10 protein-coding genes are annotated in these 12557 nt (G+C 63.2%); 4 read left to right on the top strand and 6 right to left on the bottom strand.

Annotated elements, in window-relative coordinates:
- The 6 genes from G7Z99_RS07640 to norR all read right to left on the bottom strand — a co-directional run bounded on the left by G7Z99_RS07640 (position 1) and on the right by norR (position 6828).
- A complete protein-coding gene (locus G7Z99_RS07640; RefSeq protein ID WP_181092961.1) occupies positions 1-1491 on the bottom strand; it encodes a GGDEF domain-containing protein in 1491 nt (496 codons plus the stop codon).
- A 133-nt stretch (positions 1492-1624) separates the two neighbouring features.
- Complete coding sequence (locus G7Z99_RS07635; RefSeq protein WP_181092960.1) at positions 1625-2956, bottom strand: OprD family porin; 1332 nt, start codon at positions 2954-2956, stop codon at positions 1625-1627.
- Positions 2957-3160: 204 nt separating this feature from the next.
- On the bottom strand, positions 3161-3385 hold the full coding sequence (locus G7Z99_RS07630) for a hypothetical protein (RefSeq protein ID WP_181092959.1): 225 nt from the start codon (positions 3383-3385) through the stop codon (positions 3161-3163).
- Between the two features lie 248 nt (positions 3386-3633).
- Positions 3634-3963: a hypothetical protein gene (locus tag G7Z99_RS07625; RefSeq protein WP_060392629.1), complete on the bottom strand. Its 330-nt coding sequence runs from the start codon at positions 3961-3963 to the stop codon at positions 3634-3636.
- A 113-nt stretch (positions 3964-4076) separates the two neighbouring features.
- Positions 4077-4976: a chemotaxis protein gene (locus tag G7Z99_RS07620; RefSeq protein WP_181092958.1), complete on the bottom strand. Its 900-nt coding sequence runs from the start codon at positions 4974-4976 to the stop codon at positions 4077-4079.
- A gap of 298 nt (positions 4977-5274) precedes the next feature.
- Entirely contained in the window at positions 5275-6828 is a 1554-nt protein-coding gene (gene norR / locus G7Z99_RS07615; RefSeq protein ID WP_181092957.1) for a nitric oxide reductase transcriptional regulator NorR, read from the bottom strand.
- A gap of 158 nt (positions 6829-6986) precedes the next feature.
- Here norR and hmpA point away from each other — a divergent pair, with 158 nt between their 5' ends.
- The 4 genes from hmpA (at position 6987) to cyoB (ending at position 12556) form a co-directional block, all read left to right on the top strand.
- On the top strand, positions 6987-8159 hold the full coding sequence (gene hmpA / locus G7Z99_RS07610; protein ID WP_181092956.1) for an NO-inducible flavohemoprotein: 1173 nt from the start codon (positions 6987-6989) through the stop codon (positions 8157-8159).
- 373 nt (positions 8160-8532) lie between these two features.
- On the top strand, positions 8533-9039 hold the full coding sequence (locus G7Z99_RS07605; RefSeq protein WP_181092955.1) for a disulfide bond formation protein B: 507 nt from the start codon (positions 8533-8535) through the stop codon (positions 9037-9039).
- Positions 9040-9592: 553 nt separating this feature from the next.
- Positions 9593-10534, top strand: a complete 942-nt coding sequence (cyoA, locus tag G7Z99_RS07600; RefSeq protein WP_181092954.1) for a ubiquinol oxidase subunit II — start codon at positions 9593-9595, stop codon at positions 10532-10534.
- A 3-nt stretch (positions 10535-10537) separates the two neighbouring features.
- Positions 10538-12556: a cytochrome o ubiquinol oxidase subunit I gene (gene cyoB, locus G7Z99_RS07595; RefSeq protein ID WP_181092953.1), complete on the top strand. Its 2019-nt coding sequence runs from the start codon at positions 10538-10540 to the stop codon at positions 12554-12556.
- Position 12557 lies beyond the last annotated feature (1 nt).

Here is a 12557-nt window from a genome sequence, read left to right as displayed (position 1 = left end):
TCACAGACCTTCGACGCGGTTACGGCCGTCCGCCTTGGCCTTGTACAAGGCGCGGTCGGCATCGCCGAGCAACTGAGGAAGCGTTTGATGCTTCCCAGGCAGCTGAAAGCCGACGCCGATGCTTACGGTCACAGGCCGTGAGTCGTCGCTGAACAGAGGCAGTGCCTCGACGCTGGCGCGAATACGTTCGGCCACGCGAAGAGCACTGCCTCGTTCCGTTTCCGGCAACACGACCTGAAACTCCTCGCCTCCATAGCGTGCTGCCAGGTCGGCGGGCCGATGAAGGCTGCGCTCGATGGCCTTGGCCACCTCTTGCAAGGCACGATCCCCTCCCGCATGACCGTGACGCTGGTTGAAGGCCTTGAAGTGATCGATATCGATCATCAGTACGGCCAACGGCCTGCCGCTGCGCCGGGCACGTGCCGATTCCAGACGCAGCATGTGGTCCAGGTGACGACGGTTGGCCAACCCCGTCAGGCTGTCGGTCGACGCCAGGGAAGCCAGAACCTGCTCGGCCGCATGCCGCCGGCGCAACTCGCGGCCCAGTAACCAGGTCAGCCAGAGCAGCCCTGCGCATAACCCTCCCGTGGCGCTTCCGATCAGCAAGACCGTTCGCCACCACGATTGCAGGATATCGTCCGACGCCTGCGCCAGTACCAACAGCAACGGTAGATCTCCCACCTGAGAAAAGCTGTAGACGCGTTTCACGCCTGTGAAACTGGAGGTGGAGGCGAAGGTGCCGCGGCGTTGTTCGAGAACCCGCTCGAAGACGGCGCGCATGCTGAAGTCGCCGTCGAACGGCGGATGAGGCGGGCTCATCGGGTGATGTGCGATCAGGTGGCCTTGGAGGTCGAACAGGCTGACGCTGCCCGACGCACCGATGTCCAGGCGCGCGAACAACTGGTCGAAATAGGACAGGCGCAATGCGCCACTGGCGACACCGGCGAAGGCACCGGCGCGGTCGTCGATACGGCGACTCAGGCTGAGGTAGCGATGGCGATCATCCAGGTGACCCTGGAAGGGCATGCCCACGATCAAACCCAGGGCCGGATCGTCGCGGTGCTGGCGAAACAGCGCAGCATGGGCCAGATTGCCAGCCCGTGGCGCGACGCGGCGGGAGTCTTCGACCACGGCGCCCTGGGCATCCAGCCACAGGATGTCGCCCTGCAGAGGACGCGCCAGGGCCTGCTCGAACAACCACTGATGGCGAACGCGAGGCGGCAGGGCCATGACTGCAGGTTGTCGCGAGGCCCATATCAGTCCGCGTAAGGACTGATCGTACCGTTCGACGGTCCCCAGGATGTCGCTTTCGATCAGGTGCAGCAGGTTGTTCGAGGCGCGCATGGCCGATTGTTCGACGCTGTGGCGTTCACGCAGCAGCAGGTAGCCGACGATGGCCAGAATGGCGAGCACGGCAATGCCGCTGCCCAGGTTCAGCAGTTGTCTGGAATGAGAAAGGTGGACGGCAGGGCGCGTGGTCGGGGTCTGCATGATCGCTCATGGATAAGCCCTCCACTCCATGAAGGCAAAACGGTGACAGGGTGTTGATGGCAGGAAACGGGGGCATCCTACCAGGGCATCGTGTCGCAGGTGCGACGACGACACCCTGGGACGGCGCTGGGCGCTAGAAGACGTTCAGCGGGTAGTCGACGATCACCCGGTATTCGTCGAGGTCGTTGTCGACCCACGAATACCCCTGGCTGCCGCGGTGGCTGGCATAGCGCAGCTGCACCGCCAGGTCCTTGAACTGACCTTCCTGGACCACGTAGCGCACGTCCAGGTCGCGCTCCCAGTGATGCGCGTCCTTGCCGTCGGGGTTGTACCAGTTGCCGTAGCCGCTGCTGGTGCGATCGGCCTTGGTCAGGTCGATCTCGCCACGCGAGTACGACACGGTCGTGCTCAGCCCAGGGTAGCCCAGCGCCGAGAAGTCGTAGCCGTACTGCAACTTCCAGGAGCGCTCGTTAGGCCCGTTGAAGTCCGAGTACATGCGCGAGTTGTCGAGAAACACGCTGTCGCCCTGGTTGATGTAGTCGAACGGGGTATCGCCGTTGACACGCTGGTAGGCGGCCGTGACGCTGTGGCCGTTGACGTCCAGGGTCAGGTGCAGGCTGTAGGTGTTGTTGTCGATGCTGCCCAGCAAGGCCTTGCCGGTGTCCTGGGTGTGGTAGGCGTGGAATCCGGGATTGAGGCTGATCTGGTCGTTGACGACGTGGATGTATTCGAAGTCGACGTAGTACTGGTTCCAGATGTCTTGAAGTTCGGCACCGTACAGGCTGGTGGTGACGTTCGGCGTGCCGCTCCAGGTCGCGCCGGCCCAGTTCAGGTGGTGGCTCTTGCTGCCGTCGGCCAGGGTGCCGTAGAACGTGTCGATGCGGCGGTGCCCGCTTTGGTTGTACGGCTTGGTGAAGCTGGCCTGGCCACCTTCGAGGGCGAGGCCGTCGATGCTGTTGTTGGTCAGGCTGACGCCCCGGAAGGTCTGCGGCAGCATGCGCGTCTCGCCACCGGCGATCACCGGGTTGGTGAGGAACAGGTCACCTGCCTTGAGTTCGGTACCGAACGCCTTGAGCTTGATCGCCGCCCCTGCGGTAGAGAACGACCCCGGCGCCTTGCCCAGCTCGCCATCGTCCTGATAGTGCAGCGGCAGGATGCTGGTCCCGGCATGACCGCCGCCACCGTCGAGCTTCACGCCCAGCATGGCATGCGCATCGAGCCCGAAGCCAAGGGTGCCGGGCGTGTAGCCGGACTGGAAGCGTGCGACGAACCCCTGGCCCCATTCGCGGCTGTCGGCATTGCCTGAGTTGAGCTGGTTGCGGTTGAAATAGGCGTTGCGGGCGTTGACGTTCAGCGAAGCCCCGTCGAGAAAGCCTTCGGGTTGATCGTCGGCGGCATGGACGGCAGCAGGGATCGTTGCAGCGATTGCAACGAAAAGCGGCGTGAAGCGGGACACGATGGACACCGGTACGGGCTCCTTTGTACGAGAGGGTGGGCAGGTCGTGGGGTCGGCCCGGCCACTTTCTCGTCAAGAACGTACACACCGCGAAGGGATGAACTGCACACGAAGGAAAAGCCGCCGGTCGGTCAGCGGCTGCGTAAATTACCACACTGAAACAATCCGTGTCGTGGCGTGCGGCGCGTACCACTGCCTGTTCCGGCGTCCGAATCAGCTGTCGCCATGCGCTTCGCCGGTTTCCTTGGAAGCCGTCTGCTGCGCGTCTTGCAGTCGTTCTGCACGCTGGGCGGCGAAAGCCTCGCGTGCTTGTTGGTGAGTGGCCTCGAGCGCTGCGCTTCGGGCGACGAACGCCGTCGATTCTTCGGCCATCGCCCAGGGTGAGGCCAGCAGGGTCGACAGCAGGGAAGCACAAACGAGTTTGGAGTGGATCGACATGAGTAACGTCCTTCTTGCCAGGCAAGTATCAGTTGAACACCCCTACGGTAGGCGTGACACGGACGTGGAAACAGCGGTCGACCGGATAATGACTATTGCGGTTCAGGTAACAATTTTCGCCCAATCGGGCGCCATCTTCTTGAAAGCCGCGCGCTTGAGCCGTTCACGCTCACCTGTACGGGTGAGCGCGACAGCCGCCTTGCAGAGCACGATGTCGACATGACGCGACGAGAGGGCGCGCTCGGTCGCTAGCGGATCAGCCGGCCTTTCAAGGATGACGCCTGCCATTCACTGACGAAGGCGCGTTGCTGTTGCTTGTCGAACAGGCACAGCTCCGTTCCGGTGCGTTTGTTCAGGTGCTTCTGTGGGTAGGTACCTTCGAGCACCAACGCGCTGTAGCCGACCTGGTCTTCGAACTCGACCGGCTTGCCACGCACGTGGGCGTCCTTGAACTGACTGGCGGCCAGGCACGTCTTGAGGACCTGCTGACGGTGTTCGGTCCAGGCCTGCTCACTGGAGGCCTGGGCAGTGCCGACCGATACCAGACAGGCCAGCAAAGGGAGAATGAAACGTTTCATGGCGGTCTCGCATAGGCATGACGTTGACCACAGAGTAATGCCAATCGCGTCGTCGGTTCAAAGCTTCGTTGCCGGTGCGTCCTGTTCGACCCTGCCGGAGGTCGAGAGCACCTTCAGCGTTCGGCGAAGACCACGGCCTCGGCAGCCGTCATCAGGCAATCGGTCAGCTCTGGCGACGAGAACTTGGTCAGGATGGCGTTGGCGCCGCAGAGCCGGGCCTTCTCGCCCGCCATGGCGCTGTCCAGCGAGGTGTGCAGCAGCACGTAGAGGTGCTCGAAGTCCGGCGTCTCGCGCAAGGTGCGGGTGAAGGCATAGCCATCCATCTCTGACATCTCGATGTCGGAGACCACGATGTTGATTTCCTTGTCAGTGCCCTGCAGCTCCAGCAGCACGTCGATGGCTTCGCGGGCACTGCGTGCCGTGCGGCATTCGATGCCCAGGTTGCGCAACGTGAAGACCGATTGCTGCAGCGCGACCAGGCTGTCGTCGACCACCAGGATGTTGGCCGCCGCCAGCAGCATCGACTGGTCATGGTCCAAGGTGCCGACAGACGGGTCCTGGCTGGGCGGAACGATGCCCTGCAAGACCTTTTCGATGTCCAGGACCTGCACCAGTTGCCCTTCGACTTCGGTGACGCCCGTGATGAAGGCACTGCGGCCGGACCCATGGGGCGGCGACTTGATGTCCTGGCTGCGGCAATGAATGATCCGGCTGACCGACTGCACGTGCAGGCCCTGGCGCGATCGGCTGATGTCGGTGACGATCAGGCAGCCGCCCCGCGGGTCGGCCAGTGGGCGCTCACCGATGGCGCGGGACAGGTCGATGACCGACAGCGCCTGGCCACGCAGGGTCGCCACGCCCCGCACGTGCGGGTGCGACTGCGGCAGCACGGTCAGGACGGGGCAGGGGATGATTTCGCTGACCTTGAGCAGGTTGATCGCCATCAGCTTGCCACTGCGCAGGGTGAACAGCAGCAGTGACAGAGCGTCCGCACGGACGTTTCGGGTGGGCATGGGGATCGTCGGGCTCGAATGAACGGATTGTCAGGTTATCGACCTGAACGGGGTAGGCTTTAACGGCACGGCTGACATCGAGCGCACGAGGCTGTGCCGGGCGCTCACACCTGCAACCACACCGCAGCCGTGCAGGCCATCACGGTTCTGTGGGAGTAGGCTTGCCCGCGATGGCGGTGGCATCTGCACCGCATCCCTCGCCGGCTGACTACCGACCTCTCGCCCTGGCACGGATGCACAGGCCCTGTCGCTGACAAGCCCACTGCCCTGCGCCCACTATAAAGATGAGCGCCCCCATTCAGCGTACGCCGAGCCGCTTGGCCAGTCGGTTCAGGTTGGCGCGGTCCAGTTGCAGCTCGCGCGCCACTGCAGCCCAGTTGCCTGCCTGTCGTGCCAGGCAGGCTGCGATCACCTGCCGCTGGTATTCGTCCAGCGCCTGGCGCAGTCCGCCCTCAAGGGCAGTGGGGGAGGGTGGCTCGGCAAGGACCGGGGGTTGCGGCGTAGGCTGCCCAGGGCTTACGTCCAGGTCGGCGACCTCCAGCGTCAGGATCCGCGGACGCTGTTCCTGACGCCCCAGGGCCTTGAGCGCCGAGCGCCCGATCAGGTGTTCGAGCTCGCGCACGTTGCCCGGCCAGGCGTAGTGGAGCAGGGCCGCCTGCGCTGGCGGGCTCAGGCGCAGGCCATTGAGGCCCATGCGCGAACGGTTCTGCTCGAGGAAGTAGCCCGCCAGCAGCAGCACGTCGCGTCCGCGTTCACGCAAGGGGGGGACCTGCAGGGGGTACATGCTCAGGCGATGGTAGAAGTCAGCGCGATAGCGACCACTGCGCACGGCCTCGGCCAGGTCCCGGTTGGTCGCCGCGATCAGGCGCACATCCACATGATGCTCGCGGTCGGAGCCCAGGCGTTGCAACTGACCGCTCTGCATGACGCGCAGCAGCTTGGCTTGCACGGTGAGCGACAGCTCGCCCACCTCGTCCAGGAACAAGGTGCCGCCATGGGCCAGCTCGAACTTGCCACGGCGCTCGCCATGGGCACCGGTGAAGGCGCCTCGTACATGGCCGAACAGCTCGCTTTCGACCAACGTCTCCGGCAAGGCGGCGCAGTTGAGGCTGACCAGGGGCTTGTGGGCCCGGTCGCTGGCCTGATGCAGCGCCTGTGCCACCAGTTCCTTGCCCACCCCGGTCTCGCCCGTGATCAGCACCGTCATCTGGCTCGCACCCACCAGACGGATCTCGTCGCGCAAGTGTCGATAGGCCTCGCTCTGGCCGATCATGTCCTGGCGGGGCTGGCCACTGACCTGGCGATAGACCTCGGCCCGTTGATGGGCATCCTCGGCACGCAGGGCCAGGTGTTCGATGCGCTGGGCGACCGTGACGGTCGCGGCGGCCAGGCTGGCGAATGCCTGCAGGGCGTCCAGCTCGGCACTGCCGAACTGGCCAGGCGTCAGCGAGTCGAGCGTCAGCAGCCCCCATGGGCGGTCATTGACGCTCAACGGGCAGCCCATGCAGTCGTGCACTTCGAGGTCGACGTCAGGCGCGTTGATCAATCCGTCATAAGGGTCTGGCAGCTCGCTGTCGCTGGCGAAGCGCGTGGGGTGATTGTGGCCGAGCAGGATGGCGAACCGGGGATGCTCGCTGACCCGAAATCGCCTGCCCAGGGTGTCGGCCGACAGTCCGTCGACCGCCAGGGGCACCAGCCACTCGCCGTCGAGCTTCAGCAGCGCCGCAGCATCGCATGGCAACAGCGCGCGCATGGCATGCAGCAGGCGACGGTAGCGCTCTCGGTCGGGCAGGTCGCAGGACAAGTCGCTGACCAGAGGCAAGAGCGCCGTCAGCAAGGGTTTCGAGGTCATAATGACTCCTGGTGGTCGGTAAGACTCTACCGCAACAGGAGTCATTATGACCTGACCTGCATCAAGGCGCCCTGTTTACAGGGGCCATGGAGTTGGCACGGTTCCTGAACACACCTGTGCATCAGACCATGCTTACCTTGTCCTTTGGAGTGACTGCCATGCTCGATGACCAACAACGCGCGATCATCAAAGCCACCGTCCCGTTGCTGGAAACCGGCGGCGAGGCGCTGACCACGCACTTCTACGCCATGATGCTCGCCGAGTACCCCGAGGTACGACCGCTGTTCAACCCGGCCCACCAGGCCAGCGGCGCACAGCCCCGCGCGTTGGCCAACGCCGTGCTGATGTACGCGCGGCACATCGACCGCCTGGAGCAATTGGGCGGTCTGGTCGGGCAGATCATCAACAAGCACGTGGCCTTGCAGATCCTGCCCGAGCATTATCCGATCGTCGGCACCTGCCTGCTGCGTGCCATCCGCGAAGTTCTGGGCGAGGACATCGCCACACCGGCCGTCATCGATGCCTGGGCGGCGGCCTACCAGCAATTGGCCGACCTGCTCATCGGCGCCGAGGAAAGCCTGTATCAGCAGAAAGCGCAGGCCGTCGGCGGCTGGCGGGGCGCTCGCGTCTTCCGACTGGTGCGGCGGGAGCAGGAAAGCCAGGAGATCGTCTCGTTCTACTTCGAGCCGGCGGATGGTCAGCCCGTGCTCAAGGCCGAGCCAGGCCAGTACATCGGCCTGCAGCTGTTCATCGATGGCGTCGAGCAGCGGCGCAACTATTCGCTGTCGTCGCGCTGCGATGGTCGTCAGTACCGGATCAGCGTCAAGCGCCAGCCGGGCGGCACGGCGTCCAACTACCTGCACGATCACCTGCAGGTAGGCGACACGGTGCCGATGTTCCCGCCGGCGGGTGACTTCACCCTGACGGATGCGCAAGGGCCCCTGGTGCTCATCAGCGGCGGCGTCGGCATCACCCCGACCCTGGCCATGCTCGAAGCCGCGCTCGAACGTGGGCGGCCAGTGACGTTCATCCACTGCGCGCGCAATGCAGCGGTGCATGCCTTCGGCGGCTGGGTCGATGCGCTGGCGGCGCGTCACCCGCAGCTCAAACGGTTCTACTGCTACGCCGAAAGCGACGGCACCCCGGGCGCCGATGCCATCGGCCTGCTGGACCAGGCGCTGCTCGAACGCTGGCTGCCCAGGGACGCGCAGGTGTACTACCTCGGGCCGCAACCGTTCATGGCGGCCGTGCGCCGTCATCTCCAGGCGCTGGGTGTGCCGGAGTCGCAGATGCACCATGAGCACTTCGGGCCGGCTGCTGCGTTGGCCTGAGGACCTAGCGGGGTACGCCGATGCCTTGCAAACCCCGCTCCGATACCGCCAGGCGTGCACTGCGCCTGGCTCTGTCGCATGAGGCGAGGTTGTCTGAACCCTCATGCACGGCCGTCCTGAATACGAACACGTTTCATCTTTAATCGACGGTTAATCCCTGTATCCTTCACTCGCCACGGCTACCGCACGTGGCGGCGTCGTGCCGTGGCCGCCGATGCGTGCGGACGGGTCGTGAACCGTTTGGCCAACGACCGGTCTGAACCCTCCCGGACAGATCGGACGCTAGCGCCCTGCGAGCGTTCGTGATTCGGCAGCGTCTCGCATCGCTGTCCGCGACAGCGCCGCGCCGTCTTGTCCATCGAAGGAAACCGCAATGAACGACTACACCTCGCGCCTGAACCGTGAACGGCGCTTTCTGGTACTGCTGGGGCTGATCTGCCTGGCGCTGATCGGCGGAGCGCTGTACATGCAGATCGTGCTGGGCGAGGCACCGTGCCCGCTGTGCATCCTGCAACGGTACGCGCTGCTGCTGATCGCGCTGTTCGCCTTCCTCGGGGCGGCGATGCCCAGCGCCCGTGGTGTGACGCTGTTCGAAGGCTGTGTGGTGCTCAGTGCGATCGGTGGGGTGATTGCAGCCGGCCGCCATGTGTATATACTCGCCCACCCGGACGTCAGCTGCGGCATCGATGTCCTGCAACCCATCGTCGATGAGTTGCCCCTGGCCAAGGTCTGGCCGCTGGTGTTCCAGGTCGACGGGTTCTGCACCACGCCCTATCCCCCGGTGCTGGGGTTGTCGCTGGCCCAGTGGGCGTTGCTGGCGTTCGTGATGACCGCCGTGCTGGTGCCCGTGGGCATCCTGCGCAACCGCCGCCGGCCCTAGACCAAGCGCGCCACTTGCGCAAGTCGCGTAACACGCCAAGTGCCCCTGGAAACCCTGTGGTTAATCCCTTGCGAATCGACCGAAGCCTTGAAATAGAAGGGTTGGAGAGGGTTCGGAAGGGGTGTGACAAACTGTCGCGAACCTGATTTTTTAGGGCTTATTGTTACAGATCTCGCAAGAGACTGTTGCTCAATAAGTCATAGTCAAGGGTTTGCGACCTATCTACAATCGCCCCCAATTTCCGTTCGGCACTGCTTGCAAGTCGCAGGAATGAAGGAAGCCAAGGCTCCTTTTTGCTGACTTAGCCAAGCGTCGCCCAACGGCGATACCGGGCGGATCTCCCTCCGCGTTTTCTCGCACCAAATGGACTTGGTCTGCAATACGGGCTAAGCCTACGAAGCCATATGACACCGCAACTGTGCTCGATGCCGCGTTTCAGCAGTCGAACACCCCGGCACGAGCGCATTCGCACCACATGCTGACGCTTGGCAGGACGAAGTGTTGGTGACCAAAACATAATTGCATTGAAGCAAGCTGATCTAGAGGTCGTGAGATGAGTAAAAAGCGTTACCCCAGACTGTTTGGCATTCTGCCCTTTTTAGGCATGCTTTTACTCAGTGGGTGCAACTGGACCCTGCTCGACCCGAAAGGTCAGGTCGGCATTGAGCAAAAGAACCTGATCCTGATCGCGTTCGGCCTGATGTTGCTGGTCGTGATCCCGGTCATCATCATGACCCTGGTCTTTGCCTGGAAGTACCGTGCCACCAACAAGGCCGCCACCTACACGCCCGACTGGTCGCACTCGACCAAGATCGAAGCCGCCGTGTGGCTGATCCCGATCCTGATCATCATCGCCCTGGGCATCGTCACCTACAAGACGACCCACTCGCTCGACCCGTACCGTCCACTGGATTCCGACGTGAAGCCCGTGCAAATCGACGTGGTCGCGCTAGACTGGAAATGGCTGTTCATCTATCCAGAACAAGGCATCGCCACGGTCAACAAGATCGTCTTCCCTGCCAACACGCCCGTGAATTTCCGCGTGACCTCTGACGCCGTGATGAACTCCTTCTTCATCCCAGGTCTGGGCGGCCAGATCTACGCGATGGCGGGCATGACCACCAAGCTGCACCTGATCGCCAACGAGAACGGTGAGTTCGACGGTATCTCGGCGAACTACAGCGGTGCCGGCTTCACCGGCATGAAGTTCAAGGCCACTGCAACGTCCCAAGCCGATTTCGACGCCTGGGTCAACGAAGTCAAGCAGTCGCCGAAGAAGCTGGAAAAGGCGCAGTACGAAGCCTTGGCCAAACCTAGCGAAAACAACCCGGTAGAGCTGTACGGCGAAGTGCCGGCCGACCTGTTCCAGACCATCGTCGACAAGTACGAAGGGATGAACCGCGGCAAGCCACTCAGCCACGAAGGTAGCAAGGACGTGGCCACTACCAAGGGTGCGGAGTCGAGTATGCAACCAGCTGCTGGGGCAGAGGAGTAAGAGATGTTCGGTAAATTAAGTCTGGAGGCGGTACCTTTCCACGAGCCGATAGTGATGGTGACGCTTGCCATCATCGCGCTTGGTGGTATCGCTGTGGTAGGTGGCATCACCTACTTCCGCAAGTGGAATTACTTGTGGAGCGAATGGCTGACTTCGGTCGACCACAAGAAGATCGGCGTGATGTACATCGCCGTCGCCATGGTCATGCTGCTGCGCGGCTTCGCCGACGCCATCATGATGCGTTCCCAGCAGGCGCTCGCCACCGGCGGCTCCGAAGGCTATCTGCCGCCTGAACACTATGACCAGATCTTCACCGCCCACGGTGTGATCATGATCATCTTCATGGCGATGCCGTTCTTCACCGGCCTGATGAACCTGGCCCTGCCTCTGCAGATCGGTGCACGTGACGTTGCCTTCCCGTTCCTGAACTCCCTGAGCTTCTGGCTGCTGGTCGCTGGCGTGATCCTGGTCAACGTCTCCCTGGGGGTCGGCGAGTTCGCCAAGACCGGTTGGGTCGCGTATCCGCCACTGTCGGGGATCGAGTACAGCCCCGGGGTCGGTGTCGACTACTACATCTGGGCGCTCCAGCTCTCGGGTCTAGGCACGACGTTGACCGGCGTGAACTTCCTGGTCACCGTGGCCAAGATGCGCGCGCCTGGCATGAAGCTGATGGACATGCCGATCTTCACCTGGACCTGCACCTGGGCCAACGTCCTGATCGTGGCCTCGTTCCCGATCCTGACCGCTGCGCTCGCCCTGCTGACCGTTGACCGTTATCTGGACTTCCACATTTTCACCAACGAGCTTGGTGGGAACCCGATGATGTACGTCAACCTGTTCTGGGCATGGGGTCACCCTGAGGTCTACATCCTGATCCTGCCGGCCTTCGGCGTGTTCTCGGAAGTCACCTCGACCTTCTCCAGCAAGCGCCTGTTCGGCCACCACGCGATGATCTACGCATCGGGCGCGATCGCCATCCTGGGCTTCGCGGTCTGGCTGCACCACTTCTTCACCATGGGTGCCGGCGCGAGCGTCAACACCTTCTTCGGTCTGGCGACGATGCTCATCTCGATCCCGACCGGCGTGAAGCTGTTCAACTGGCTGTTCACGATGTACCAAGGTCGCGTGCGGTTCACCCCGCCGATGCTGTGGACCCTGGGCTTCATGGTCACCTTCTCGATCGGCGGCATGACCGGCGTACTGCTGGCCGTACCGGGTGCCGACTTCGTGCTGCACAACAGCCTGTTCGTGATCGCGCACTTCCACAACGTGATCATCGGTGGCGCCGTGTTCGGCTACATCGCAGGCTTCGCGTTCTGGTTCCCGAAAGCGTTCGGCTTCACCCTGAACGAAAAGTGGGGCAAGGCAGCGTTCTGGTTCTGGATCTCCGGCTTCTACGTGGCCTTCATGCCGCTGTACGCGCTGGGCTTCATGGGCATGACCCGTCGCCTGAACCACACCGACAACCCGCTGTGGGAACCCTACCTGTACGTCGCCGTCGTCGGTGCCTTGCTGATCGCCTGCGGTATCGCCTGCCAGCTGATCCAGCTCTTCGTTTCGGTCCGCGACCGCAACCAGAACCTGGACGTGTCCGGCGACCCATGGGGCGGCCGTACGCTGGAATGGTCGACCTCGTCGCCACCTCCGTTCTACAACTTCGCCACCATGCCGGAAAAAGTCGGCCTGGATGCCTGGCATGAAGCCAAGGAAGCGGGCGTTGCGTACAAGGCCCCGGCCAAGTACGAAGCGATCCACATGCCGAACAACACCTCGACCGGTGTGTTCATGGGCCTGCTGCTGGCAGTCTTCGGCTTCGCGTTCATCTGGCACATCTGGTGGCTGGTCGGCGTCAGCCTGGTGGCGACCATCGCGGTCTTCGTTCGCCATGCTGCACGTGACGACCAGGGCTACATGGTTCCTGCCGAGGAAGTGGCGCGTATCGAAGGTGAACGTCAACGGGCCCTGCAGCTCGCCGGCGTGCCTACCGGTGGCGCTCGTGTCGAAACGTTTGAACGGGTTTAAT

Source organism: Pseudomonas entomophila, from assembly GCF_013523165.1.
GTDB classification, from domain to species: Bacteria; Pseudomonadota; Gammaproteobacteria; order Pseudomonadales; family Pseudomonadaceae; genus Aquipseudomonas; species Aquipseudomonas entomophila_A.
Note: the sequence above shows the minus strand (reverse complement) of the source record. Positions and strands in the feature narration are given on the sequence as shown.